This is a genomic window from Pseudomonas sp. B329, from assembly GCF_023127835.1.
Classification (GTDB): Bacteria; Pseudomonadota; Gammaproteobacteria; order Pseudomonadales; family Pseudomonadaceae; genus Aquipseudomonas; species Aquipseudomonas synxantha_A.
The window spans coordinates 207,209-233,483 of record NZ_SPKP01000021.1 but is presented as its reverse complement, the minus strand read 5'-3'; the positions used below and the strand labels follow the sequence as shown (position 1 = coordinate 233,483).

Genomic DNA, 26,275 nt, shown 5'->3' with positions numbered 1-26,275 from the left:
GGGCGCCATCATAGCGCCCTATTGATGTGTCCAAATTCATTAGGCCAGTTCAAGCCCCCTCCCACATTTGGATTGGCGTTCTTACTTGCCGAGCTTGCGCAGCTCATCCGACTCCACCACCCGTACGCCATCCTGTTCTTCCAGCGCCAGGCGCCACATGGCGCGAGCCAGTTCGCAGACTTCGATGCCGTGGTACTTGCCCGGAATCAAACGCGACAACGGCCCGGCCAGCTGTTCGGCCAGACGCGGTTCCAGCCGCTCCCCCAGCAGCAAGGAAGGTCGCACGATGGTCAGTTGCGGCCAGTCCTGGGCTTTGAGTGCCTGCTCCATTTCGCCCTTGACTCGGTTGTAGAACACTGAGGATTTCGGGTCGGCGCCGATCGCACTGATCACGATCAGATGCCGCGCACCCAGTTCCCGAGCGCGCTTGGCGAAGGCCACCACCATGTCCAGATCGACCGCACGGAACGCCGTTTCCGAGCCGGCTTTCTTGATCGTGGTGCCCAGGCAGCAAAAGGCAATGTCCACCCGGCCGCTCAGTTGCGGCAGGAACACTGCAGGGTCGCCCACCGGGTTTTCCAGGCGTGGGTGTTCAGCCAGCGGCTTGCGGCTCGGCGCCAGTACACGGGTCACGGTGGGTTCGTTGAGCAGGCGATCAAGCAGGTGTTCGCCGGTGAGGCCAGAGGCCCCGGCCAGCAAGATATGCTGAGGTGTCAGGTACATGATGTTTCCCCCTTGTTACACGTTACAGCTTAGTTGCCTTTGGCTTCCTTGCTATTCATTGAGACGCTTTCGAGCGCCTTTCGTGCCTGCTGTTTGCGTAATAGTTGCCAATGGGCGATCACGCCTTTGGGCGCCCATATCTGCGGTTCTGAGGCTTCGAAGTTGTTCGCCTGTTCGCGTTCGGCCACATGCAGTTGTGCCAGTTTGAACGCGTGTTGCAAATCGTCCGTTTGGTTGAAGGCTTGTGCGAAAAGGGCATCGCCAAAGTAGGTAAAGTCCGCCTCTTCTGAACAGCCAAAGGACACGCGATCCGCACGGGATGCCGTCATGATCAGCGTGCGCTCATCTTTCAGGGCCGGAATGAAACCGCCGGAGTAGCAGGCGGAAATCACGATGATCTTGTCGCGGTTTTTCAACGGCGCCAGCACGGCGGCCAGTTCATCGGCGGGCAGGTCGGCCAGTTCCATGCGCGGCTGGTCGAGCACCAACTCATGTTCATGGGTGCCGTGGCTGGTCAAGTAGATGAACACCAGGTCTTCGGGCCCGGTACGTTCGGCCAGGGTTTGCACGGAACGCCGCAGGCTTTCGCGGGTGGCCAGCGGACGGTCGGCGATGTGGTCACGGTGGTTGACCAGGCGGACCTGCCCGCGCGCGCCGAAGCGGGTGGTGAGCAGGTTGCTGACGTAATCGGCTTCGCGCAGAAACACGCTTTGCTTGCCGTCACCTGCCAACGCCAACGTATAAAGCTCGACGGCAGGTGTCGAGGCCGGAACGGCGGCCAGGGCCTCGTCGAGCAAGCGGCCTTGGGCCAATAGGCCGGTTTCCAGTGGGTCGGGCAGCAACTTGCCATCGGCATCGCGCACGCGCAGGCCATTGACCCAGGTGCCGGCCTGCACGGTGCCGTCGGTGAGCACGAGGGTGCCACGCCCCTGATAGTTGTCGCTGTCGAAGCCACCGATATAGAAGCTGCCATCGGTGAGGTTCAGGCGCCCCTCACCGGTAAAGCGCCAGTCACTGAACTGACCGACGTAGTGGCTGCCATCGGCGCCAATCAATTCGCCTTTGCCACTGAGGGCGCCTTCCTTGAACTGGCCGACCCATACGTCGCCGTCGGCGTTTTCATAGCGGCCTTTGCCGTTGAGTTGGTTCTGCTTGAATTGGCCGATATAGATATCGCCCTCAGCGCTATTGAAGGTGCCATTGCCTTCCAGTTGGCCATCGACAAAGTGGCCGCTGAACTGATTGCCGCTGTCGTCATTGCGCTGGCCTTCACCATTGGGCTTGCCGTGGGCAAATTGGCCCTGGTACTGGCTGCCATCGGCCAATTCCAGGCGACCGAGGCCTGCGTACTGGTCGTCCTTGAACTCGCCGCGATAGGTCATCTGCCCTTCTTTGAGGGTGCCTTCGCCATCGCGTCGACCGTTCTTGAAGCTGCCGACATAGCTGCTGCCCGTGGTAGTCAAGCTGCCCTGGCCATCAAACAGGCCCTGCTGGAACTGGCCTTTATAGACTTCGCCATTGCTGCCATGCCATTCGCCCTGGCCGTGCCACTGGCCTTTATCGAACTGGCCGGCGTACCAACTGCCGTTGGGGTAGTCCACGCGGCCCTGGCCTTGCAGCAGGCCGTTGACCACATCGCCACGGTAGCGGCCGCCATCGGGCAGGCGCGCATCGGGCGGCAACAGCGATTCGCCGTCTCCGCAAGCGGTCAGCAACAGGGCAAGGGCAAGGGGAGCGAGTGGGCGCATAGCGGGATCCGGATAATTGAGCGCCGAGTATGCCGCAGCCGCGAGATTCATACATAAATTTACATACACTGTGGCAAGGTTTATTGCCTCGCCACAGGGTCGGCCTTACACGAAGCAGAGTGACAGCGACTCGGCAATATAGGCAGGTTTCTCCTGGCCTTCGATTTCCAGGGTGGCGGTGGCCTTGAACAGCCATTGGCCGGGTTTTTTCTCGGTGACGTCGGTGAGCGTGACGTTCAGGCGCACCTTGGAGTCGACCTTCACCGGCTGGATGAAGCGCACACTGTCCAGGCCGTAGTTGACGGCCATTTTCAAGCCCTCGGGCATGATCAGGATGTCTTCCATCAGCTTGGGCATCAGTGACAGTGACAGGAAACCGTGGGCGATGGTGCTGCCGAACGGGGTTTGTGCGGCCTTGACCGGGTCGACGTGGATGAACTGATGATCGCCGGTGGCCTCTGCGAACAGGTTGATGCGCGCCTGGTCGATGGTGAGCCATTCGGAACGTCCCAGTTCCTTGCCGACATAATCTTTGAGCTGCGCTACGGGTACATAGGGCATTGCGTCTCTCCTGGGTTCATCATTTTTATCCCCCGTTGATAAGGGGTTTTATATGGGATACAGAGAACCAATGTAGATCATCATGGGCAAATGGCCCGGTCAACCCAACATGCTTTTGGCGAATGCCTGGGCATAGGGCGGGCGTGCTTATAATGCGCATGGGCTTTGAGGGGGGAGAGAGCGGGATGCTGTTACGTGGCCTGACTTGGCTGGTGCTGTTTCAATTGATCGGTACGGCGATCAATCATTTGCTGTTGCCGGTACTGCCGGGGCCGATCATCGGGCTGCTGCTGATGCTGGGCTTTCTGGTCTGGCGCGGTGAAGTCGGCGAGCCGCTGAGCCTGGCGGCTGGCAGCCTGTTGCGTTATCTGCCGTTGCTGTTGGTGCCGCCCGCCGTGGGAGTGATGGTCTACGCCAAGGACATTGTCGCGGACTTCTGGGCTATCGTCGGGGCGCTGGTGTTGTCGCTGGTGATCGCCATGGGCTTTGTCGGTGTGCTGATGCAGCAGATGGTCAGGCGCAAGGAGAAGGACCAATGATGCTTGACTGGCAGGGCGCCTGGACGGCGGTCATTCATCATCCGTTGTTCGGCATCGGTATCACCCTGGGCGCCTATCAGCTGGTGCTGGCGGGGTATGAGAAAACCCGCTGGATCTTCCTGCAACCGGTGCTGGTGTCGATGTTGCTGGTGATCGGTGTGTTGCTCGCCTGTGGCCTGAGTTACGCCGAGTACCGCGAAAGCACCGAGATCATGGGGATCCTGCTGGGGCCTGCGACGGTGGCATTGGCGGTACCGCTTTATCTCAACCTGCGGCGGATTCGCCAATTGTTCTGGCCGATTTTTACTACGCTGGTGGTAGGCGGGGTGTTGGCTACCGGCTTGTGTGTGCTGTTGGGGTGGTGGTTTGGTGCCGAACACAGGGTGCTGATGACCATGGCACCCAAGTCGGTGACGTCGCCGATTGCCATGCTGGTCGCCGAACAGATTGGTGGCGTGGCGGCATTGGCGGCAGTGTTTGTACTGATCACCGGGGTGGTCGGCGCGATGATCGGCCCGGCGTATCTGTCGCGCCTGGGCGTGCACAGCCCTGAAGCGCGGGGCATGGCGCTGGGCATGACCGCCCATGCGGTCGGCACCTCGGTGGCCCTGCAGGAAAGCGAAGAGTGCGGCGCCTTTGCGGCGCTGGCCATGAGCCTGATGGGCGTGGCGACGGCGGTGTTTCTGCCGTTGGCCGTGTCGGTAATTGTTTAACCCGGGTTTTAAGGAAACCGTTATGAGTCTGGCGCTGTTCCCACTCAACACTGTGCTGTTCCCAGGCTGCACCCTCGACCTGCAGATATTCGAGGCGCGCTACCTGGACATGATCAGTCGCTGCATGAAAAAGGGCGAAAGCTTTGGTGTGGTGTGCATCTTCAATGACCAGGAAGTGGGCATAGCCCCGGACGGCTACGCGCTGATCGGCTGCGAAGCGTTTATTCGCGACTTCAAACAGCAGGACAATGGCCTGCTGGGGATTCGTGTCGAGGGTGGCCGGCGTTTCCGCGTACTAGACGTCACGGTGCAGAAAGATCAATTGCTGGTGGCCGAGGTTAAATGGTTGGAGGAGATGCCGGATCGGCCTCTGGAAGAAGAGGACGCCGACTTGCTGGCGCTGCTGGAGGCCCTGGCGGAGCACCCGATGGTGGCTTCGCTGGAGATGAACGCCCATGCCGAAAGCCAGCAGGCCCTCGGCAACCAACTGGCGTACCTGCTGCCGTTTACCGACGCCGATAAGGTCGACTTGCTGCGAATTGACGATCCGCAGCAGCGGCTGGATGCCATTCAGATGTTGCTGGATGAATTGCAGGGTGAGTTGTTCACCTGAGATACAGAATTTTCTGCGGTTGCTTTCGGATTTTGCTACGTCATTTCAGGCGCGGCGCCTGCAATATTTTCCGATCACACCATAATGATCGGGGATGACCATGATTCGTCTGACACCATCGGAACAAGTCGCCTGGGACACGTATTTTGTCAGCGTGACCACGCAATTGCTCCAGCAGGACGCCACCCGGGGCGCAGAGTACATCGCAGAGCGCGCCGCCGACATTGCCGACGAGATGCTGCTGGAGCGACGCGAGCGTTGCGTGGAGCGTCGCTCTGCTTCAGTGGACTGGATTGGCCCGGCCAAGGGTCAGTAGGCGTACCTGAGCAATGCATGGGAGGTGCCGGTGAATGCAATGAAGCCGAGCACCGCCACCACCGCCGGCAATACCAGCCACCAGGCTTTTTGCGTCATTGCCGGCAGCGGGCTGCGGTACTGGATCACGGTCAGGCTGAATGCACACACCGTCATGGCCAGTAGCGTGCCTGCGAGGATGTCGCTGGGCCAGTGAGCGCCCAGGTAAACCCGCGACAGAGCAATGAATGCGGCGGGTATGCAGCCCAGCAGCATCCAGGTCAGGCGCAATCGCGTGGGTTGGCCGCGACCGGCCAATACCGCGAGCGCCAGGAAGAACGCAAAAGCGCCGGAGGCATGGCCGCTGGGCATACTGAAACTGGTCAACGGGTCGGTCAGAATCTCCGGGCGGCCGCGGGCAAAAAACAGCTTGGTGCCGGTGTTGATCACCGCCGCGCCTGCCAGGGTCGCTCCCACAAACAGCGCGTGGCGCCATTGCCGGGCCACAAACAACAGGGCGGTGAACACCGCGCTGGCGACGAACATTTTCTTGAACTCGCCCAATTGCGTGATCCGCACCATCACCTCATCCAGCCACGGGCTGCGATGCTCCTGCACCAGGGCGCTCAGGCCCTGATCGAAGTCATTGAGATGCGGGTAGCCGATAAACAGCGCGATCAGCAAGGTCAGGCTGGCACAACCGATCCACAACGTTGCGCGACGATGGGCGCGCAGGCTGCTGTTCAAACTTAATCCCAACAGCGCCGCCAGGCACGCCGCGACAATCGCCGCTTCCGGCCAGAAACCTTCCGGCAAGGGCAGGCGGAACGCGGCACCGGCTGCCCAGCCCGGCAGCAGATACGCCACTGACCAACCGGCGGCGGCGATCAGGCTGACGATCGCAAAGCGCGGGAACGGCATGTCGCACATACCGGCGACCATCGGCAGCATGGGGCGCAATGGCCCGATGAAGCGCCCGACCAGCAAGCTGGCGATTCCGTACTTGTGGAAGTAGGTTTCTGCGCCATTCATCCATTCCGGATGATGTCGCAGGCCCGGCAAGCGCCGGATGTTCTGATGGAAATGTCGGCCCAGGTAGTAGGAAACCCCGTCGCCCAATAGACCGCCGAGGAAGCCCAGCAGCAGGGTTTCACTCAGTGACAGCGCACCGCTGCCGGCCAGTGCGGCAATCGCAAACAGCAATACCGTGCCCGGCACGATTAGCCCGGCAATGGCCAGGCACTCCACGCACGCGACAATAAACACCGCGGCTGCCAGCCATTGCGGGTTCAGGGTCAGCCAGCCGGTGATGCTATCGAGCCATTGGCCCATACAATCCACTCCATAATGAGACGGTGAATTTCCACTGTGGGAGCTGGCTTGCCTGCGATGGCTGCGGCATGGCCAGCATGGAAGTTGCCTGGCCCACCGCTATCGCAGGCAAGCCAGCTCCCACATGGGATGTGTCGCCCGTTAGATCAAAAAATAATCGCGGCCTTCGACCTGCCCGCGACGCAGCGGGTTCCGCGTGCAGTACGGCGCATAGCCGGCATCGACGAAGCGGTACATCAAGTGTTCATCGCGCCCGCTGGGAATGCCCAGCCGGGTGGTCTGGATAATCTGTGTGGGCACCTGGCCCACATCTTCGACATACAGCAGTTCCTGATCGAAGCGCTTGGCGTCCCACATCGGCACTTTCAGGCCCAGTGCCTTGCACAACAGGGTCTGCCCGGCGCACAGCTTCTGCGCCGGGCGCGGGCTGCCGTCGGGGTTGGGGTTGTTCAACAGCATTTGCGCCAGGCTCGCCGGCCCGCAGATTTCATCGACCCACGGGTAAGCCGACTTGATCAGCACGGCATTCCCCGGGCCGTGGGCGCTGAAGTTCAGGGAATCACCGCCCCTGGCGTAGTACATATAGATATGACCGCCATCCAGAAACAAAGCCTTACGCTTTTCTGTGTAGCCCAGCGACGCATGGCTGCCTTTTTCGGCCACGTAATAGGCTTCGGTTTCAATAATTCGCGCCGAAAGCCAGAGATCACCAACACGGTGGCGAATGATTTTCCCCAACAGTTCTTGCGCGAGCAGTTGTGCATCGCGGTCGAAGAAGCCGTCGGGCAGGGCGCTTGCGGGGAGTGGGGCGGTAAGTCCGGGCATGGCGTTCAGGGTTATTACGGCTAAATGTGACGGAATAATAACAACTCTCACCTTAATTACCGCTGAACCCCGGGTTTTTACAGTTCATTTCGACCATCCGCCCCTCACCGCTGTCAGTCGAGCGGCGTCACAGCTATAATCTGCCGCTTTCCTCTTTGCCAAGACTCCCTGACCATGACTGAGTCCGTTCTTGACTACATGACCCGCCTGGGTCGCGCTGCCCGTCAGGCCTCGCGGTTGATCGCCCGTGCGAGCACTGCACAGAAGAACCGTGCGCTGCTGGCGGCTGCCGATGCTCTGGATGCTTCGCGCTCCGAGTTGACCGCTGCCAATGAACTGGACTTGGCCAACGGTCGCGCCAATGGCCTGGAACCTGCCTTGCTGGATCGCCTGGCACTGACCCCGGCACGTATCGACGACATGATCGAAGGCCTGCGTCAGGTGGCCAAGCTGCCTGACCCCATCGGTGAAATCCGCGACATGCGCTACCTGCCGTCCGGTATCCAGGTCGGCAAGATGCGCGTGCCGCTGGGTGTGATCGGCATCATCTACGAGTCGCGTCCGAACGTGACCATCGACGCCGCGAGCCTGTGCCTGAAGTCGGGCAACGCTACCATCCTGCGAGGCGGCTCCGAGGCGATCAATTCCAACCGTGCTATCGCCGCCTGCATCCAGCAAGGCCTGGCCGTGGCCGAGTTGCCAGCTGAAGTGGTGCAAGTGGTGGAAACCACCGACCGCGCGGCTGTGGGCGCGTTGATCACCATGCCGGAATTCGTCGACGTGATTGTGCCCCGTGGCGGCAAGAGCCTGATCGAGCGCGTCAGCCGGGATGCCAAGGTGCCAGTCATCAAGCATCTGGACGGCGTGTGCCACGTCTTCATCGACATAGCCGCCGACCTCGACAAGGCGATTCGCATTGCCGACAACGCCAAGACCCACCGCTACGCGCCGTGCAACACCATGGAAACCCTGCTGGTGCACGCCGGCATTGCCGAGCGCGTGCTGCCGCCGCTGGCTGCCATCTACCGTGACAAGGGCGTGGAACTGCGTGGCTGCGAGCGTACCCGTGCACTGCTCGGCAGCGATGTGATCGAAGCGACTGAACAAGACTGGTACACCGAATACACGGCGCCGATCCTGTCGATTCGCATCGTCGACGACCTGGATCAGGCCATCGAACACATCAATAAATACGGCTCCAAGCACACCGACGCCATTGTTTCCGAGCATTTCAGCGATGCCCGGCGTTTCCTCAATGAAGTGGACTCCGCTTCGGTGATGATCAACGCCTCGACACGTTTTGCCGACGGCTTCGAGTATGGCCTGGGGGCGGAGATCGGTATCTCCACCGACAAGCTCCATGCACGCGGCCCGGTTGGCCTTGAAGGGCTGACCAGCGAGAAGTACGTAGTGTTCGGCGACGGTCATGTGCGCACTTGATGGCTAAACGCATCGGGCTGCTCGGCGGTACTTTCGACCCCGTGCACATCGGCCATTTGCGCAGTGCCCTGGAAGTCGCCGATGCCCTGGCGCTGGACGAGGTGCGGCTGCTGCCCAATTTTCGGCCGCCGCATCGCGATACGCCGCAGGTGTCAGCGCAACAGCGCCTGGAAATGGTGCAGGTGGCCGTAGAGGGCATACAGCCGTTGATGGTGGACGACCGCGAGCTCAAGCGCGATAAACCGTCCTACACTGTCGACACCCTGGAGCTGATGCGCGCCGAGATGGCCGCAGATGACCAGTTGTTTCTGCTTTTGGGCTGGGACGCATTTTGCGGCCTGCCCTCTTGGCACCGCTGGGAGGAGCTCCTCCAGCATTGCCACATCCTGGTTTTGCAACGCCCGGATGCCGACAGCGAACCGCCGGATGCCTTGCGCAACCTGCTGGCCGCGCGGTCGGTGAGTGACCCCTTGGCCCTGACCGGGCCGAACGGGAATATTGCATTCGTCTGGCAGACCCCGCTTGCGGTGTCCGCCACCCAGATCCGTCAACTGCTGGCCAGCGGTAAGTCGGTACGTTTCCTGGTGCCTGACGCGGTCCTGGCCTACATCGATGCGCACGGGCTTTACCGTGCGTCGAACTGAAAAGGCGCGCTTGAACGCACGAACCGTGCAGCAAGCGCCCGAACATACGAGCAAAACGAGTTTTATATGACGAACAAAGACGTAAGCAAAGTTAAGCGCAAAGGCACCTTCAAAAGCGCACCGCTGCCGGTTGAAGCCCACGTGGGCCCGGAACTGGCTGGCGAAGAGCTGGTGAAAGTGGCCGTGGCCGCCCTGGAAGACGTTAAGGCCCAGGACATCCAGGTGCTGGACGTACGCGACAAGCAAAGCATCACCGACTTCATGATCATCGCCACCGGTACCTCCAACCGCCAGATCGGCGCGATGCTGGACAAGGTTCGCGAAGCCGTCAAAGCCCAGGGCGTGAAGCCTTTGGGTGAAGAAGGCAAGGGCGACAGCGACTGGGTACTGCTGGACATGGACGATGTGATCGTTCACATGATGACCTCCAACGCCCGCCAGTTCTACGACCTGGAACGTCTGTGGAAAGGCGCCGAGCAGAGCCGTGCCGCCGATGGCAAGCACCACAGCCCGGAAGTGGGCCACGCGCACTTCGACAAGCTCAACAAAGACCAGGAATAAGGAACGGCTGTGCGCCTGCGTCTGATCGCTGTCGGTTCACGCATGCCCAAGTGGGTGGAAGAAGGCTGGCACGAGTATGCCAAGCGTCTGCCCGCTGAGCTGTCGCTTGAACTGGTGGAAATACCGCTCAATACCCGGGGCAAGAACGCCGATGTGGCGCGCTTTATTCGCCAGGAAGGCGAAGCCATGCTGGCCAAGGTCGGCCCCAACGAGCGTATCGTCACTCTCGAAGTGCACGGCAAGCCCTGGAGCACCGAGCAGTTGGCGGTGGAACTGGATCGCTGGCGCCTGGATTCGCGTACGGTCAACTTCATGGTCGGTGGCCCCGAGGGGCTGGCGCCGGAAGTCTGCGCGCGAGCCGATCAGCGCTGGTCGTTGTCGGCGCTGACATTGCCGCACCCGTTGGTAAGGATTCTGATCGGTGAACAGCTGTATCGCGCCTGGACAGTTCTGTCCGGGCACCCTTACCACAAATAGTCTGCGCTGCCCCCGATGACCCAGCCGATCCGCATCAAGGACCACGAGAAAGACGCACGTCTGGTACGCGCGCGGGTGGTGTTCGGTGCGATTTTGGTGGTGGCGTTGATGTGCGTGCTGATTGCGCGTCTGTATTTCCTGCAGGTGATCCAGTACGACTATCACTCCACGCTGTCGGAAAACAACCGGGTGCATGTGCAGCCGATTCCGCCGACCCGTGGGCTGATCTTCGACCGCAATGGCGTGGTGGTCGCGGATAACCGCCCCAGCTTCAGCCTGAGCATGACCCGTGAGCGTTCCGGCGACTGGCAGCAGGTGCTCGATGTGATTGTCGAGGTGCTGCAACTGACGCCGGAAGACCGGGTGATCTTCGAGAAACGCATGAAGCAGGGGCGCCGGCCGTTCGAGCCGGTGCCGATCCTGTTCGAGCTGACCGAAGAGCAGATCGCCCGAATCGCCGTGAACCAGTTCCGCCTGCCGGGTGTGGAAGTGGTGGCGCAGTTGGTGCGCCACTATCCGCAGGGGGCGCACTTTGCCCACTCGGTCGGCTATATGGGGCGGATCAACGAGAAAGAGCTTAAAACCCTCGACCCGGTCAATTACAGCGGCACCCATCATATCGGCAAGACCGGCATCGAGCGTTTCTACGAGCCCGAGCTGCACGGCCAGGTGGGTTACGAAGAAGTCGAGACCAACGCCCGCGGCCGCGTCTTGCGCGTGCTCAAGCGCACCGACCCGATACCGGGCAAGGACATTGTGCTGAGCCTGGACATCAAGTTGCAGGAAGCGGCCGAGATGGCCCTGGGTGGCCGGCGTGGCGCCGTGGTGGCGCTGGACCCGAAAACCGGCGAAGTGCTGGCGATGGTCAGTCAGCCGAGTTTCGACCCTAACCTGTTCGTCACCGGCATCAGCTTCAAGGCCTACGCCGAGCTGCGCGACTCCATCGATCGACCGCTGTTCAACCGCGTATTGCGCGGCCTGTATCCACCGGGTTCGACCATCAAGCCGGCGGTGGCGATTGCCGGCCTGGACTCCGGTGTAGTCACGGCCTCCAGCCGGGTCTATGACCCCGGCTACTACATGCTGCCCAACTATGATCACAAATACCGTAACTGGAACCGCTCCGGTGACGGCTATGTCGACCTGGACACCGCGATCATGCGCTCCAACGACACCTATTTTTACGACCTGGCCCACAAGCTGGGGATCGATCGCCTGTCTGCCTACATGGGCAAGTTCGGCCTCGGTCAGAAAGTCTCTCTGGACATGTTCGAAGAGTCTCCCGGCCTGATGCCGTCGCGGGAATGGAAGCGTGCGACGCGCCGTCAGGCATGGTTCCCGGGTGAAACCCTGATCCTGGGAATCGGCCAGGGCTATATGCAGGCCACGCCGCTGCAACTGGCCCAGGCCACGGCGCTGGTGGCCAATAAAGGCATCTGGAATCGGCCGCACCTGGCCAAGACCATCGAAGGCGAAAAGCCGGTAGACGACAACCCGATTCCCGATATTGTGCTGCGCGACCCGTCGGACTGGGCCAAGGTCAACCACGGCATGCAGCAAGTCATGCACGGCGCACGGGGTACCGCACGCAAGGCGGCAGCCGGCGCGCAATACCGCATCGCCGGCAAGAGTGGTACGGCCCAGGTGGTCGCGATCAAGCAGGGCGAAAAATATGACCGTTCCAAGGTTCAGGAGCGTCACCGCGACCACGCCTTGTTTGTCGGCTTCGCCCCGGCTGACGACCCGAAAATCGTGGTCTCGGTGATGGTCGAGAACGGTGAGTCCGGCTCTGGCGTCGCGGCGCCCGTGGTGCGGCAGATCATGGATGCCTGGCTGTTGGCCGAGGATGGCAAGCTCAAGCCCGAGTATGGCGGCCCCCCATCAAGCCCCGAGGTTACGGCCCGTGAAGAGTAATTTTGACCGCATCCTCTCCAGCGAGGATGTGATGCGTCGCCGTGCGACGTTGCTGCAACGCATGCACATTGATGGGCCGCTGCTGATCCTGCTGCTGACCTTGGCGGCCGGCAGCCTGTTCGTGCTGTATTCGGCCAGCGGCAAGAACTGGGACCTGCTGATCAAACAGGCGTCCTCGTTTGGCCTGGGCCTGTTGTCGATGGTGGTGATCGCCCAGCTTGAACCACGCTTCATGGCGCGTTGGGTGCCGCTGGGGTATGTCGCCGGCGTGTTGCTGCTGGTGGTGGTGGATGTCATGGGCCATAACGCCATGGGAGCCACGCGCTGGATCAACATTCCCGGGGTGATTCGCTTCCAACCGTCGGAATTCATGAAGATCCTGATGCCGGCCACCATCGCCTGGTACTTGTCCAAGCGCACCTTGCCGCCACAGCTCAAGCACGTGGTGATCAGCCTGCTTCTAATCGGCGTGCCGTTTATTCTGATCGTGCGCCAGCCTGACCTTGGCACCTCATTGCTGATTCTGGCCGGTGGCGCGTTCGTGCTGTTTATGGGCGGCTTGCGCTGGCGCTGGATCCTCAGCGTGCTGGCCGCTGCCGTCCCCGTGGCCGTGGCCATGTGGTTCTTCTTCATGCACGACTATCAGAAGCAACGGATCCTGACGTTCCTCGACCCGGAGAGCGACCCGTTGGGCACCGGCTGGAACATCATCCAGTCCAAGGCGGCCATCGGTTCCGGCGGCGTATTCGGCAAAGGCTGGTTGCTGGGCACCCAGTCCCATCTGGACTTCTTGCCCGAAAGTCATACCGACTTCATCATCGCGGTGATGGGCGAAGAGTTCGGCCTGGTGGGCATTTGCGCCTTATTGTTGATCTATCTGCTGTTGATTGGTCGCGGCCTGGTGATTACCGCCCAGGCGCAGACGCTGTTCGGTAAATTGCTTGCCGGCAGCCTGACCATGACTTTTTTTGTTTACGTTTTCGTCAACATCGGTATGGTCAGTGGCCTGCTGCCGGTGGTTGGGGTGCCGTTGCCATTCATTAGCTACGGCGGAACTTCGCTGGTGACATTGCTGTCAGCGTTTGGGGTTTTGATGTCGATTCATACGCATCGCAAGTGGATCGCACAGGTTTGAATAAGGTGAAGATGTCAATGCAAGTAATGCGCGGCTGGGCGACTCGGCATGCGACCTGGATGGGCCTGATTGGGCTGCTGGGGGCAACGCAAGAGGCGCAGGCCGGTGACTACGATGGTTCACCCCAGGTCGCCGAATTTGTCGGTGAGATGACCCGCGACTACGGTTTTGCTGGCGAGCAACTGATGGGCGTGTTCCGCGAAGCCCAGAAAAAGCAGGCGATCCTCGACGCCATTTCCCGCCCCGCCGAACGCGTGAAGCAGTGGAAGGAATATCGCCCGATGTTCCTTACTGACGCACGTATTGCCCGCGGCGTGGACTTCTGGCGCCAGCATGAAGCCGTCCTGGCCCGCGCCGAGCAGGAATACGGCGTGCCGGCCCAGGTCATCGTCTCGATCATCGGCATTGAAACGTTCTACGGCCGCAATACCGGCAGCTACCGGGTGATCGACGCCTTGTCGACCCTGGGCTTCGATTACCCGCCGCGTGCCGAATTCTTCCGCAAGGAGCTGCGCGAATTCCTGCTGCTGGCCCGCGAAGAACAGGTCGACCCGATGACACTCAAGGGCTCGTACGCCGGCGCGATGGGCTTGCCGCAGTTCATGCCGAGCAGCTTTCGCGCCTATGCGGTGGACTTTGACGGCGACGGCCATATCAATATCTGGAGCAACCCCGACGACGCCATCGGCAGCGTGGCCAGCTACTTCAAGCGTCACGGCTGGGTTGGCGGCGAACCGGTGGTTATCCGCGCCGATGTCACAGGTGAGCGCGCCGATGAAGGCTTGACCCAGGGTATCGAGCCGGTCAAGACCGTCGGGGAGTTGCGAGCGCTGGGCTGGTCGAGTCAGAATGCGCCACGCGACGACATGCCGGTGACGGCATTCCGCCTGGAAGGTGCAAACGGCCCGGAATACTGGATGGGCCTGAAGAATTTCTACGCAATCACGCGTTATAACCGCAGTGTGATGTACGCCATGGCCGTGCATCAGCTGTCAGATGAGCTGGTTCAAGCACGGGGCAACAAGTAATGCGGGTATCGCCGTTCAAAAAACCGCTCAAGCTGGTGGCGTTCGCCGCGTTGTCCTTGCTGGTTGCCAGTTGCTCCACCACCCCTAACCGTGCGCCTGCCAAGAAGGCCGGCGGCACGGTGGTGCGCGCCCAGCCGGGCCTGGACATCAACCGTGCGCACAAAGATGGCGCGCCGTGGTGGGATGTGGATGTCTCGAAAATCCCGGATGCCACGCCGACCCTGCACACCGGCCCCTACAAGGCCAACCCCTACACCGTGCTGGGCAAGAATTACTTCCCGCTGCAGGAATCCAAGACCTACGTGCAGTCCGGCACCGCGTCCTGGTACGGCACCAAGTTTCATGGCCAGAACACCGCCAACGGCGAAGTGTATGACCTGTACGGCATGAGCGCGGCCCACAAGACCCTGCCGCTTCCCAGCTATGTTCGCGTTACCAACCTGGACAACAACCGTACGGTAATCCTGCGGGTCAACGACCGCGGGCCGTTCTATTCGGACCGGATCATCGACTTGTCCTACGCCGCGGCCAAGAAGCTTGGCTACGCCGAAACCGGCACTGCACGGGTGAAAGTCGAGGGCATCGACCCGGCGCAGTATTGGGCCCAGCGTGGCAAGCCGGCGCCGTTGATGCTTAACGAACCGGCAACCCCCCAACCGCAAGTGACGGCCTCGACCGGCAAGATCGAGCAGTGGACGCCGCCGCCGGCGCAACATGCTCCGGATACCGTCGTCGTCCCTCACGCAGCACCGGGCGCCTCGATGGCGGGCGGGCAATACCTTCAGGTCGGCGCTTTCGCCAACCCGGATGCGGCAGAACTGTTAAGGTCCAAGCTCAGCGGTATGGTCAGCGCGCCGGTCTTCATCAGTTCCATCGTGCGTAACCAGCAAACGTTGCACCGTGTACGCATGGGCCCGATCGGTTCGCCAAGTGAAGTGGCGCAAGTGCAGAACAGCGTCCGCCTGGCCAACCTGGGGCAACCCAGCGTGGTCACCGCAGAATAAGTAACGGATTGATGGCTCAGGTGCGCCTGCGCGCTTGAGTCCAGGTTGTTGGCTCGTTGAACAATAAAAACCCAGGGGCAAGGGGTGAGCGGGCAACCGAACACGTGACAGTCTGGAAGCGGGCTGTCTGAATAGTTTTGCCCGCGAGGGCAAGTTTCCATAAGCAATTTCGAGAGACGGATGAACATCACCACCTTAGCCAAACGCACGTGCCTGCTTATCTCGCTGATCATCACCCCGGCCGCCTGGGCGGTTGAAATGGTGCCGGCCTCCCCGCAACTGGCCGCCAAGTCGTGGGTCCTCATGGACGCCGCCAGTGGCAACGTGCTGGTCGAAAACGGCGGTGATGTACGCCTGCCGCCAGCCAGCCTGACCAAGCTGATGACTGCCTATATCGCGACCCTGGAAATCCGTCGCGGCCAGATCGGCGAGAACGATCCGGTCACCGTCAGCGAAAACGCCTGGCGTACCGGTGGTTCGCGGATGTTCATCAAGGTCGGCTCGCAAGTCACCGTCAGTGACCTGTTGCACGGCATCATCATCCAGTCCGGCAACGACGCCAGCGTCGCCCTGGCCGAGCACATCGCCGGCAGCGAAGATGCGTTCGCCGACGTGATGAACAAGACTGCCGCCGACCTGGGCATGACCAACAGCCACTTCATGAACCCGACCGGCCTGCCGAACCCAGAGCACTATTCGTCGGCTCACGACATGGCGATCCTGGCGCGCGCGATCATCCGCGTTGACCCGGTGCACTACGCGATCTACTCCCAGAAGGAGTTCTTCTGGAACAACATCAAGCAGCCTAACCGCAACCTGCTGCTGTGGCGCGACAAGACCGTCGACGGCCTGAAAACCGGCCACACCGACGAAGCCGGTTACTGCATGGTGTCGTCCGCTGTGCGTGATGGCCAGCGCCTGATCGCCGTGGTATTCGGCACCAACAGCGAACAGGCCCGTGCGGCCGAGACGCAAAAACTGCTGACCTACGGCTTCCGCTTCTTCGAAACCCAGACCTTCTACCAGAAGGGTGCCGAGCTTGCGACCGCGCCGGTATGGAAAGGCGCCACCTCCCAAGTCAAGGCCGGCCTGGCTGACGACCTGACCCTGACCATGCCTAAAGGCCAGCTGAAAAAGCTCGCCGCCAGCATGACCCTGAACCCGCAATTGGTCGCCCCAATCGCCAAGGGCGACGTGATCGGTAAAGTCGAAGTCAAGCTGGACGACAAGGTGGTGCATAGCGCCGACCTGATCGCGCTGGACGCTGTCGAGGAAGGTGGTATCTTCCGCCGCGTATGGGATAGCATCCGTCTATTCTTCTACGGCTTGTTCAACTGATTGTGTGCACCTGCAAAGCCCCGCGTTGATCCAGCGCGGGGCTTTGCCCGTCGCCACGGCTTAGCGCTTACGAGGCTGTTCTGCCATGACCGATAAAGACGTAGAAGTAAAGGCGCCAAAGATCGAATTCCCTGTGACGGATTATCCCGTCAAGGTGATCAGCGATACCGGTGTCGGCCGCAAGGACAAGATTCTCGAAATCGTCAGGAAACACGCGACGATCAACGACAACCGCGTGGACGAGCGTCAAAGCTCCACCGGCAAGTACACCACGATTCAGTTGCACATCGTTGCGACCGATCAGGACCAGCTCTACAACATCAACAGCGAACTGCGGGCCACCGGCTTCGTGCACATGGTGCTGTGATGTCGCACGTTCTGGGCTTTCGCGAGCTCGGCCAGATGGCCTACGAGCCGGTCTGGCATGCCATGCAGCGCTTTACCAACGAGCGCGGCACCTCGGCTCCGGATGAAATCTGGCTGGTGGAACACCCGCCGGTATTCACCCAGGGGCAGGCCGGCAAGGCCGAGCATCTGTTGCTTCCGGGTGATATTCCGGTGGTGCAGGTCGACCGGGGTGGCCAAGTGACTTACCATGGCCCAGGGCAATTGGTGGCTTACCTGTTGCTGGATGTGCGCAAGCTGGGTTTTGGCGTGCGCGACCTGGTCAGCCGCATGGAGGCTTGCCTGATCGAGCTGCTGGCCAGTTATGGCGTGACCGCCGCGGCCAAGCCCGATGCACCCGGTGTGTATGTAGACGGCGCGAAAATCGCCTCCCTGGGGCTGCGTATTCGCCACGGTTGTTCCTTTCATGGCCTGGCCTTGAACGTGGACATGGACCTGGCGCCGTTCCGGCGGATCAACCCGTGCGGTTATGCCGGGCTGGCGATGACCCAACTGAGCGATCATGCCACACCGATTAAATTTGCCGAGGTTAGTGCCCGGCTGCGCGCGCAGCTCGTCAAACACCTCGACTATGCAGAGCAGACGACCCTGACGGGCGGAATCGATTGATATGACTACTGATGTTGTGCAAACCATGATCCCGACGCTGGACATCACTGAGCGTCCAGCCCCGGCCCCGCGTGCCAAGGTGGAAGCCGGCGTCAAGCTGCGCGGCGCCGAGAAGGTTGCACGCATCCCGGTCAAGATCATCCCGACTACCGAACTGCCGAAGAAACCCGACTGGATTCGCGTGCGCATCCCGGTTTCGCCGGAAGTCGACCGTATCAAGTCCCTGCTGCGCAAACACAAACTGCACAGCGTATGCGAAGAAGCGTCCTGCCCGAACCTGGGTGAATGCTTCTCTGGCGGCACCGCCACGTTCATGATCATGGGCGACATCTGCACCCGTCGTTGCCCATTCTGCGACGTAGGCCACGGCCGTCCGAAACCTCTGGACGTCAACGAGCCGCAAAGCCTGGCCATCGCCATCGCCGACCTGAAACTCAAGTACGTGGTGATCACGTCGGTCGACCGTGACGACCTGCGCGACGGCGGTGCCCAGCACTTCGCCGACTGCATCCGTGAGATCCGCAAGCTGTCACCCAACGTGATGCTCGAAACCCTGGTGCCGGACTACCGTGGCCGTATGGACGTGGCTCTGGAAATCACCGCCGCCGAGCCGCCAGATGTGTTCAACCACAACCTGGAAACCGTACCGCGCCTGTACAAGGCTGCGCGTCCGGGTTCGGACTACCAGTGGTCGCTGACCCTGCTGCAGAAATTCAAGCAGATGATGCCGCACATCCCGACCAAATCCGGCTTGATGCTGGGCCTGGGCGAGACCGACGAAGAAGTCATCGAAGTCATGAAGCGCATGCGCGAACACGACATCGACATGCTGACCCTGGGCCAGTACCTGCAACCATCGCGCAGCCATTTGCCGGTGCAGCGTTTCGTGCACCCGGACACCTTCGCCTGGTTCGCCGAGGAAGGTTACAAGATGGGCTTCAAGAACGTGGCGTCGGGCCCGTTGGTGCGTTCTTCGTACCACGCCGACGAGCAGGCCAAGCTGGTCAAGGCAAGCCTGGTTTCGTAAGCCGCCCCCAGAATCAATGTGAAATGCTGGCTTGTGTGGGAGCTGGCTTGCCTGCGATAGCATCACCTCGGTGTCACTGATACACCGAGGCGCTTGCATCGCAGGCAAGCCAGCTCCCACATTTCGTTCTGCGTCATATAGGGAGAACCATAGATGACCGCCGCCGTACCTGCACTGCGCCCCGAAGGCACCATCGGCCTGATCGCCCCCGCTGGCCCTGCCGCGCTGGACGTTGAAAAAGCCGGGCAATGGATGCGTGCCCGCGGTTACGACCTGCGCATTTACCCCGGTGTATACGAGCGCGACGGCTACCTGGCCGGCAGCGATGAAGTGCGCCTGCGCGACCTGCACGCCGCCTTCGCCAATCCCGACGTCGATGCCATCTTCTGCCTGCGCGGCGGCTACGGCACGCCACGCTTGCTCGACGCGCTGGACTACGACCTGCTGCGTGCCAACCCCAAACCATTCGTGGGTTACAGCGATATCACCGCCTTGCACCTGGCGATCAACCGTTACGCCGGCTTTGTCACATTCCACGGGCCGATGCTCAATGCCGACCTGCTGGGCGATAAGCAACAGCCAACCGAATCCTCCCTGTTCAGCCTGCTGCGTGGCCAACTGGGCGCCGGCAGTGTGCTTGCGCACCCGGTGGCCTACCCGTTGACCACGATCGAGCCAGGCGTTGCCTGTGGGCGCTTGCTGGGCGGTAATCTGTCGATGATTGCTGCAACAATGGGCACGCCGTATGAGATAGACGCCGAAGGCATCATCCTGTTTATCGAGGACGTCAACGAGCCGCTTTATCGTATCGACCGCCTGCTGACTCACCTGCGCCTGGCCGGCAAGCTGGCCCAGGTCGCCGGTGTGCTGGTAGGGGATGTGGCGGGTGTGGATAACGGTGCGCTGGAGCGGTTGCTGAAGCAGACCTTCGAACCCCTGTGCGTTCCGGTGCTGGCTGGCTGGCGCAGTGGGCATTGCGACCCCAACCTGACGTTGCCGATGGGTGCTTTGGTGCGCTTGGATGCGGGGGAGCGGCGGGTGGTGTTGGAGCAGGATGTAGTGTTCAACCCCTGAGTTTTTTACAGTCTGCTAAACCGCAATCGGGGGCTTGCCCCCGATTGTGGTAGTCGCCATACAACTATTTACCGGCCTTGCAGCGATTCCAGCAACTTCACCGTCGGATACCCATCCGCCGGCCAGCCCAACGCCTGCTGCGCCGCGCGAATCGCCTTGCGCGTATTGGCGCCGATAATCCCATCCGGGTTACCGGCGTCATAGCCTTTGGCGCTGAGTGCCGTTTGCAGGTCGATACGCTGGGAGCGGCTCAGCGGCAGCTCATCTTTGGGCCAACTGCCACGAATCACACCGCCGCCGCCAAATCGCTCCGACAATAGGCCAACCGCCAGCGCATAGGACGACGAATTGTTGTACTTGAGGATTGCGCGGAAGTTATCCAATACCAGGAATGCCGGGCCACGGTAGCCAGCCGGTAACAGCAGGGCGGCGGACAACTGGTCGACATTGGCCGGCAGGCTCACGCCAGGGGGGAGTTGGATGCCCAGTTGCAGCCATTGCGCCACGGTCTTGCGCACGCCGCCATCGGCCAGGCTGTAGTCGAAGCCCGACGGCAGCGGCTGCACTTCAACGCCCCATGGCTGGCCTTTCTGCCACCCGGAGCTTTGCAGGTAATGCGCCGTGGAGGCGAGGGCGTCGGACGGGCTGTTCCAGATATCGCGACGACCATCACCGTCAAAGTCCACCGCATGGGTGTTATAGGTGGTCGGGATAAACTGCGTCTGGCCCATCGCACCGGCCCAGGAACCTTTCATCTGGTCGGCTTGAATATCACCATGCTGGATGATCTGCAGCGCTGCCAGCAGCTGCGCCTGGGCAAAGGCCGGGCGACGGCCTTCATAGGCCAGGGTGGCCAGGGAGCGGATCACCGAATTATTGCCCTGGAACGCGCCGAAGTTGCTCTCCATGCCCCACACCGAGACCAGTGCCTGGCGGTCGACGCCATAGCGCTGTTCGATGCTTTGCAGAATATCAGCGTATTTGACCAGCAGCGCCTGACCATTGCGCACGCGCACCGGTGACAGGGCGCCGTCGAGGTATTCCCACACCGGGCGGGAAAATTCCGGTTGGCTGCGGTCGGCGCGAATCACCGCCATATCAGGGGTGACGCCGGCAAAAGCGTTATCGAACACAGCCGCAGTGATCCCGGCTTGCAGCGCTTGCGCACGGAAGCCAGCCTGCCATTCGGCAAAGGTCTGGGTCGGTTGGATATCAAGATTATCCACTGCCAAGGGGGCAACCACAGCCGGTGCGATAGCCGGTGCCGTCTGGAGCTTGGGCAGGGGCTGAGCGTCCGCGGCGGTAGGTTTTTCCGCGCAGGCGACAAGCAGAATGAGGCTGGAGGCAGCGATCAATTGGCGTAGGTGCCAACGACGAGAAAGACTAGAGGGCATGCACAGGTCCAGGGGGTTACAAATCAGGTACAGACCTTATCATGCCAGAGGGGCGCTTGCCTTCAGGCAGCCAGAAAGTAAGAAGCCTCCCAGCTATTAGACTGGAAGGCTTCGCGGCGGTAGCTGCCTTTGCCCTTGCCGGCGCGTTCCTGACGGCTGCGGAACAGTGGCTGGGCGATGATGGATTTGGCCTTGTTGGGGCCATGCTTGGATGGCTTTTTGCTCATGGTGTCTAGTCTCTGTGGGTGGTGGAGCGGGCAAATAATCTGCCTAAGTTGAGCGGCTGTAAAGCCCCGCGAAGTGTAGGAAAGGTACGCAGGTCAAATGTGGGAGGGGGCTTGCTCCCGATAGCGGTACATCAGTGAAACATAAATTCCTGACACACTGCCATCGGGAGCAAGCCCCCTCCCACATTGGATCTATGGTGTTTTCAAGAGAGGGTTATTCGGCTGGCAGGGTGAGGCGCTGGCCGGCCATCAATAGCGACAAACGGCTCAGGCTCATCCACGGCGAGCCGGCTGCCTGGCCCTTGATCTGCGCATCGATGCGCTGCGCTTCCAGCAACAGTTGCGCCCAGCGTTGCGCCGAGTGCCGTTGCAGAGCTTTGCTCATCAGCGGTTTGCGCTTGTCCCACACCGGTGGCCTGGCCTGGCTGAAGCATTTGTCCAGCGGTGTGCCCTGGCTGTATTGCAAGGCGATATTCGCCAGTACTCGCAGCTCCCGGGCCAGGGCCCAGAGGATCACCGGCGGTTCCACCCCTTCGCCACGCAAGCCTTCAAGCATACGCAGCGCGTGGGCGGGCTCACCGTTGAGGATCGCATCGACCAGGCCGAACACATCAAAGCGAGCGCTATCGGCCACTGCGCCTTGTACGGTTTCGACGGTGATCTGCCCATCCTCGGCCATCAGCTTGAGCTTTTCGATCTCCTGGGCGGCGGCAAGCAGGTTGCCCTCGACCCGGGCGGCGATCAGCTCCACGGCATCTTGTGTCGCCGCCAGCCCCGATTGTGACAGGCGCTGACGAATCCACTGCGGCAACTGGTTGCTGTCCACAGGCCAGATCTGGATGAACTGGGTTTGCGCACCTTCTACCAGTGCCTTGCCCCACTTGGTTTTCTGCGCGCTGCCGTCGAGCTTGGGCAGGCTGATCAGCAGCACGGTGTCTTCGGCAGGGCGCGAGCAGTACTCCATCAGCGCCGCCGCACCTTTGTCGCCGGGCTTGCCCGAGGGCAGGCGCAGCTCCAGCAGGCGCTTTTCGGCAAACAGCGACATGCTCGCGCCGGCTTGCAGCAGGGTACCCCAGTCGAAACTGGCGTCAGCACTGAACACCTGGCGTTCATCGAAACCTTGCTGGCGCGCGGCAGTGCGGATAGCGTCGGCCGCTTCCTGGCACAGCAGCGGGTCATCACCGCTGACGATATAGACAGGCGCGAGGCCACCTTGCAGGTGTTTGGCGAGTTGGGCGGGGGCGAGTTTCATAGGCAGGGCGAACGGGGCGCCAGGGGCGCCCCGTCTGGCTTACTCGACAGGAACTTCAACAGGCGATTGTTTCGGCGTGTTGTCTTCATACTCTTGCGCGGCTTTCAGGGCATCGGCGTCAGCCTTGGCCTTGTTGTCGGCGGTTTGCTGCAGGGCGGCGAGCTTTTCCGGGGTCAGCATTTGCAGGCGAGTCATCATGCGCTGGATCAGCTCACGACGCATTTCCTTGCGCACCTGGAGGGTCTCGGAGTCCGAACCCACCAGGTTATTGCCATCGTGGCTCACGACTTTCTGCACCTGGATCTTGTCACCCATCAGCGGCAACTGATCGCGACCCTGTACTTCGAAGTAGAGCGCAGTGTTCAACTCCACATCGGACGCACGGCCGGCACTGGCGTAGCTGATATTGCGCTGGGTTTCTTTCTCGTCTACCAGCACCAGCTTGTAGGTCGCGCCGTTGTACACGTGCACGCCGCTGTTCTCCAGGGTCTGGCGCAGCTGGGTGACGGTTTCGCCATAGGCGTTGCGGGCGCTGACGTCGAGTTCCTTGAGCGACAGCTCGTTGGTGCCGGTGCCGCGCAGCTGGAAGCCGCAAGCGCTCAGCAGCACGGCAAGGCCCATAACCAGCAGATTGCGTTTGATCATTTTGTTGCTCCCCTTGAAACCAGGTGGGCCTTATCCAGGCCCTAAAGGTTTAGTTCGGCGCAGGGCCCAAGCCCCGCGCCCGATCCGATTTAGCTGGCGACGATGTTGACCAGTTTGCCGGGCACCACGATCACTTTGCGGATCGTCAAGCCTTCGGTAAAGCGCAGCACGTTTTCGTTGATGCGCGCAGCCGCTTCGACCTCTTCACGGCTGGCACTGGCCGGCATGTCGATCTGGCCGCGCAGTTTACCGTTAACCTGGATGACCAGTTGCAGCGTGTCCTGAACCAGGGCGCTGTCATCCTGTACCGGCCAGGCGGCATCGATGACGGCGCCGCTGTGGCCCAGGCGGTTCCACAGGTCGTGGCTGATATGCGGCGTGATCGGTGCGAGCAGCAGGGTAACCGTTTCCAGGCCCTCGTGAATCAGCGCGCGATCAAGTTCGGTGGCCTGCGGGGCTTTTTCCAGCACGTTCATCAGCGTCATCACCTGGGCGATGGCGGTGTTGAACTTGTGGTTCTGCCCTACGTCCAGGCTCGCCTGGCGGATGGCCAGGTGAGTGCTGCGGCGAATGGCTTTCTGCTCGTCGTTCAAGGCCGCGACGTCCAGCTTGCCCGGCAAGCCCTGACTGACATGGGCATGGGCCAGGCGCCAGACGCGCTTGAGGAAGCGGTGCGAGCCTTCGACGCCGGAGTCGGACCATTCGGCGCTCATGTCGGGCGGCGAGGCGAACATCATGAACAGACGGCAGGTATCGGCGCCGAACTGGTCGATCATCGACTGTGGGTCGACGCCGTTGTTCTTGGACTTGGCCATCTTCTCGGTGCCACCGATTTCCACCGGCAGGCCGTCGGCTTTCAGTTTGGCGCTGATCACCTTGGCTTTGCTGTCACGCTCAAGTTCGACGTCCGCCGGGTTGAACCAGGTGTAGGCGCCATTGGCTTCGCGACGATAGTAGGTATCGGCGATCACCATGCCCTGGGTCAGCAGGTTCTTGAACGGCTCATCGGAGCTCACCAGGCCTTCGTCGCGCATCAGCTTGTGGAAGAAGCGCGCGTACAGCAGGTGGAGAATGGCGTGTTCGATACCGCCGATGTACTGATCCACCGGCAGCCAATGGTCGGCTGCGGATTTCTCCACCAGGCCACCTTCATAGTGCGGCGAGGCGTAACGGGCGTAGTACCAGGAGGACTCCACGAAGGTGTCCATGGTGTCGGTTTCACGCTTGGCCGGTGCGCCGCATTTCGGGCAGTTGCACTCGTAGAACTCGGGCATGCGCGCCAATGGCGAGCCAGCACCATCTGGCACTACATCTTCAGGCAGCACGACGGGCAGTTGGTCTTCCGGTACCGGTACATCGCCGCAGGTTTGGCAGTGAATGATCGGGATCGGGCAGCCCCAGTAGCGCTGGCGGCTGATACCCCAGTCGCGCAAGCGGAACTGGGTGCGCGAAGCACCGAGGTTCTTCTTGATCAGCGCGACTTCGATGGCGTCGAAGGCGCCCTGGAAGTCCAGGCCGTCAAATTCGCCGGAGTTGATCAGGGTGCCGTGCTCGCCGTAGGCGTCTTGCCACGGGGCTGGGTTGGTGTCGCCCGAGCTGGTACGTACTACCGACTTGATCGGCAGGCTGTATTTGGTGGCGAATTCGAAATCGCGCTCGTCGTGGGCCGGCACGGCCATGACGGCGCCGTCGCCGTAGTGCATCAGCACATAGTTGGCGACCCATACCGGCAGTTTCTCGCCGGTCAGCGGGTGCTCGACGAACAGGCCGGTCGGCAGGCCTTTTTTCTCCTGGGTGGCGACGTCGGCTTCCGCCACGCTGCCGCCCTTGCATTCGGCGATGAACGCCTGCAGCTCGGGGTTGTTCTGTGCCGCCTGGGTGGCCAGCGGGTGTTCGGCGGCGACCGCGACGTAAGTCGCGCCCATCAGCGTATCCGGACGGGTGGTGAAGACTTTCAGGGCGCCCGCTTCGCCGATGGAATCGACGTTATACGGGAACTGCACTTCCATGCCCTTGGATTTGCCGATCCAGTTGCGCTGCATGGTCTTGACCTGTTCAGGCCAGCCCGGCAGATCGTCGAGGCTCGACAACAGTTCATCCGCGTAGGCGGTGATCTTGAAGTAGTACATCGGGATTTCGCGCTTTTCGATCAGCGCGCCGGAGCGCCAGCCGCGACCGTCGATGACCTGCTCGTTGGCCAGTACGGTCTGGTCGATCGGGTCCCAGTTCACGGTACCGCTCTTTTTGTAGATCACACCTTTTTCGAACAGGCGCGTGAACAGCCATTGTTCCCAACGGTAGTAATCGGGCTTGCAGGTGGTGACCTCGCGGGACCAGTCCACCGCCAGGCCCAGGCTGCGCAGCTGGGTCTTCATGTAGGCGATGTTTTCGTAGGTCCACTTGGCGGGCGCCACGTTGTTTTTCATCGCGGCGTTTTCCGCCGGCATACCGAAGGCGTCCCAACCCATGGGTTGCAGGACGTTTTTGCCGAGCATGCGCTGGTAGCGGGAAATCACGTCGCCGATGGTGTAGTTACGCACGTGCCCCATGTGTAGCTTGCCGCTGGGGTAAGGGAACATCGATAGGCAGTAGTAAGTCTCCTTGCCTGGCTGTTCGCTGACTTCAAAGGACTTTTGCTCGTCCCAGAAGGTTTGTGCGGCATTTTCTATTTCACGGGGCTGATATTGTTCGTGCATGGCTACTTTTGAACTGAATAGGGGTGGCCTAATCCTCTTCGGTGCATAGTCCGGGTT

The 26,275-nt window shown here is 61.3% G+C and carries 27 protein-coding genes; 17 read left to right on the top strand and 10 right to left on the bottom strand.

The window, feature by feature from the left end; all coding sequences use genetic code 11:
* Positions 1-81 precede the first annotated feature (81 nt).
* The 3 genes from E4P00_RS13450 to E4P00_RS13440 all read right to left on the bottom strand — a co-directional run bounded on the left by E4P00_RS13450 (position 82) and on the right by E4P00_RS13440 (position 3,032).
* On the bottom strand, positions 82-723 hold the full coding sequence (locus tag E4P00_RS13450; RefSeq protein WP_032879283.1) for an oxidoreductase: 642 nt from the start codon (positions 721-723) through the stop codon (positions 82-84).
* Positions 724-752: 29 nt separating this feature from the next.
* A complete protein-coding gene (locus tag E4P00_RS13445; RefSeq protein ID WP_248131710.1) occupies positions 753-2,471 on the bottom strand; it encodes a C13 family peptidase in 1,719 nt (572 codons plus the stop codon).
* Between the two features lie 105 nt (positions 2,472-2,576).
* Entirely contained in the window at positions 2,577-3,032 is a 456-nt protein-coding gene (locus E4P00_RS13440; protein ID WP_005791783.1) for a MaoC family dehydratase, read from the bottom strand.
* Positions 3,033-3,217: 185 nt separating this feature from the next.
* Between E4P00_RS13440 and E4P00_RS13435 the strand changes: the two genes are divergently transcribed.
* From E4P00_RS13435 to E4P00_RS13420, 4 genes are all read left to right on the top strand, one after another.
* A complete protein-coding gene (locus tag E4P00_RS13435) occupies positions 3,218-3,571 on the top strand; it encodes a CidA/LrgA family protein (RefSeq protein ID WP_005791782.1) in 354 nt (117 codons plus the stop codon).
* Positions 3,568-4,284: an LrgB family protein gene (locus E4P00_RS13430; RefSeq protein ID WP_005791780.1), complete on the top strand. Its 717-nt coding sequence runs from the start codon at positions 3,568-3,570 to the stop codon at positions 4,282-4,284. Before E4P00_RS13435 ends, E4P00_RS13430 begins: the two co-directional genes overlap by 4 nt.
* A gap of 22 nt (positions 4,285-4,306) precedes the next feature.
* A complete protein-coding gene (locus E4P00_RS13425; protein WP_032879285.1) occupies positions 4,307-4,897 on the top strand; it encodes an LON peptidase substrate-binding domain-containing protein in 591 nt (196 codons plus the stop codon).
* A gap of 100 nt (positions 4,898-4,997) precedes the next feature.
* Positions 4,998-5,213 carry a hypothetical protein gene (locus tag E4P00_RS13420; protein WP_032881203.1) on the top strand — a complete coding sequence of 72 codons (216 nt, stop codon included), beginning with the start codon at positions 4,998-5,000 and terminating at the stop codon, positions 5,211-5,213.
* Here E4P00_RS13420 and E4P00_RS13415 read toward each other — a convergent pair.
* Both E4P00_RS13415 and E4P00_RS13410 read right to left on the bottom strand, forming a co-directional pair.
* Positions 5,207-6,523: a bifunctional DedA family/phosphatase PAP2 family protein gene (locus E4P00_RS13415; protein WP_032879286.1), complete on the bottom strand. Its 1,317-nt coding sequence runs from the start codon at positions 6,521-6,523 to the stop codon at positions 5,207-5,209. The genes E4P00_RS13420 and E4P00_RS13415 overlap by 7 nt on opposite strands.
* 141 nt (positions 6,524-6,664) lie before the next feature.
* On the bottom strand, positions 6,665-7,348 hold the full coding sequence (locus E4P00_RS13410) for a DNA-3-methyladenine glycosylase (protein WP_005791771.1): 684 nt from the start codon (positions 7,346-7,348) through the stop codon (positions 6,665-6,667).
* A gap of 174 nt (positions 7,349-7,522) precedes the next feature.
* On the opposite strand from E4P00_RS13410, the gene E4P00_RS13405 reads away from it, so the two are divergent.
* The 13 genes from E4P00_RS13405 to E4P00_RS13345 all read left to right on the top strand — a co-directional run bounded on the left by E4P00_RS13405 (position 7,523) and on the right by E4P00_RS13345 (position 20,004).
* The gene (locus tag E4P00_RS13405) at positions 7,523-8,788 is read left to right on the top strand and encodes a glutamate-5-semialdehyde dehydrogenase (protein WP_005791769.1); all 1,266 of its coding nucleotides are present in this window, start codon (positions 7,523-7,525) and stop codon (positions 8,786-8,788) included.
* Positions 8,788-9,432, top strand: coding sequence for a nicotinate-nucleotide adenylyltransferase (gene nadD, locus E4P00_RS13400; protein ID WP_032879289.1), 645 nt, complete (start codon positions 8,788-8,790; stop codon positions 9,430-9,432). Before E4P00_RS13405 ends, nadD begins: the two co-directional genes overlap by 1 nt.
* A gap of 66 nt (positions 9,433-9,498) precedes the next feature.
* Positions 9,499-9,993, top strand: coding sequence for a ribosome silencing factor (gene rsfS / locus E4P00_RS13395; protein ID WP_003176298.1), 495 nt, complete (start codon positions 9,499-9,501; stop codon positions 9,991-9,993).
* A 9-nt stretch (positions 9,994-10,002) separates the two neighbouring features.
* Positions 10,003-10,470 carry a 23S rRNA (pseudouridine(1915)-N(3))-methyltransferase RlmH gene (rlmH, locus tag E4P00_RS13390; protein ID WP_003176297.1) on the top strand — a complete coding sequence of 156 codons (468 nt, stop codon included), beginning with the start codon at positions 10,003-10,005 and terminating at the stop codon, positions 10,468-10,470.
* 15 nt (positions 10,471-10,485) lie between these two features.
* The gene (gene mrdA, locus E4P00_RS13385; RefSeq protein WP_032879291.1) at positions 10,486-12,384 is read left to right on the top strand and encodes a penicillin-binding protein 2; all 1,899 of its coding nucleotides are present in this window, start codon (positions 10,486-10,488) and stop codon (positions 12,382-12,384) included.
* A gap of 31 nt (positions 12,385-12,415) precedes the next feature.
* Positions 12,416-13,519, top strand: coding sequence for a rod shape-determining protein RodA (rodA, locus tag E4P00_RS13380; RefSeq protein ID WP_050549432.1), 1,104 nt, complete (start codon positions 12,416-12,418; stop codon positions 13,517-13,519).
* 17 nt (positions 13,520-13,536) lie between these two features.
* Positions 13,537-14,547 carry a lytic murein transglycosylase B gene (gene mltB / locus E4P00_RS13375; protein ID WP_005791758.1) on the top strand — a complete coding sequence of 337 codons (1,011 nt, stop codon included), beginning with the start codon at positions 13,537-13,539 and terminating at the stop codon, positions 14,545-14,547.
* Positions 14,547-15,551, top strand: a complete 1,005-nt coding sequence (locus tag E4P00_RS13370) for a septal ring lytic transglycosylase RlpA family protein (RefSeq protein ID WP_103734857.1) — start codon at positions 14,547-14,549, stop codon at positions 15,549-15,551. Before mltB ends, E4P00_RS13370 begins: the two co-directional genes overlap by 1 nt.
* Before the next feature lie 180 nt (positions 15,552-15,731).
* Positions 15,732-16,889 carry a D-alanyl-D-alanine carboxypeptidase family protein gene (locus E4P00_RS13365; RefSeq protein ID WP_005791754.1) on the top strand — a complete coding sequence of 386 codons (1,158 nt, stop codon included), beginning with the start codon at positions 15,732-15,734 and terminating at the stop codon, positions 16,887-16,889.
* A gap of 85 nt (positions 16,890-16,974) precedes the next feature.
* Positions 16,975-17,256 (top strand): DUF493 domain-containing protein, encoded by a 282-nt coding sequence (locus E4P00_RS13360; RefSeq protein WP_005791752.1) that lies wholly within the window; start codon positions 16,975-16,977, stop codon positions 17,254-17,256.
* A complete protein-coding gene (gene lipB, locus E4P00_RS13355; protein WP_032879294.1) occupies positions 17,256-17,903 on the top strand; it encodes a lipoyl(octanoyl) transferase LipB in 648 nt (215 codons plus the stop codon). The genes E4P00_RS13360 and lipB overlap by 1 nt, the downstream gene beginning before the upstream one ends.
* Positions 17,904-17,928: 25 nt before the next feature.
* The gene (gene lipA / locus E4P00_RS13350) at positions 17,929-18,930 is read left to right on the top strand and encodes a lipoyl synthase (protein ID WP_164699560.1); all 1,002 of its coding nucleotides are present in this window, start codon (positions 17,929-17,931) and stop codon (positions 18,928-18,930) included.
* Between the two features lie 153 nt (positions 18,931-19,083).
* Positions 19,084-20,004: an LD-carboxypeptidase gene (locus E4P00_RS13345; RefSeq protein ID WP_248131707.1), complete on the top strand. Its 921-nt coding sequence runs from the start codon at positions 19,084-19,086 to the stop codon at positions 20,002-20,004.
* A gap of 68 nt (positions 20,005-20,072) precedes the next feature.
* Here E4P00_RS13345 and E4P00_RS13340 read toward each other — a convergent pair whose 3' ends face one another.
* The 5 genes from E4P00_RS13340 to leuS all read right to left on the bottom strand — a co-directional run bounded on the left by E4P00_RS13340 (position 20,073) and on the right by leuS (position 26,218).
* Complete coding sequence (locus E4P00_RS13340; protein WP_032879301.1) at positions 20,073-21,398, bottom strand: lytic murein transglycosylase; 1,326 nt, start codon at positions 21,396-21,398, stop codon at positions 20,073-20,075.
* 62 nt (positions 21,399-21,460) lie between these two features.
* The gene (arfA, locus tag E4P00_RS13335) at positions 21,461-21,625 is read right to left on the bottom strand and encodes an alternative ribosome rescue factor ArfA (protein ID WP_003176285.1); all 165 of its coding nucleotides are present in this window, start codon (positions 21,623-21,625) and stop codon (positions 21,461-21,463) included.
* Between the two features lie 214 nt (positions 21,626-21,839).
* The gene (gene holA, locus E4P00_RS13330) at positions 21,840-22,877 is read right to left on the bottom strand and encodes a DNA polymerase III subunit delta (protein WP_005791737.1); all 1,038 of its coding nucleotides are present in this window, start codon (positions 22,875-22,877) and stop codon (positions 21,840-21,842) included.
* 39 nt (positions 22,878-22,916) lie between these two features.
* On the bottom strand, positions 22,917-23,522 hold the full coding sequence (gene lptE / locus E4P00_RS13325) for an LPS assembly lipoprotein LptE (protein WP_078822416.1): 606 nt from the start codon (positions 23,520-23,522) through the stop codon (positions 22,917-22,919).
* A gap of 89 nt (positions 23,523-23,611) precedes the next feature.
* Entirely contained in the window at positions 23,612-26,218 is a 2,607-nt protein-coding gene (gene leuS, locus E4P00_RS13320; protein WP_005791732.1) for a leucine--tRNA ligase, read from the bottom strand.
* Between the last annotated feature and the right edge of the window lie 57 nt (positions 26,219-26,275).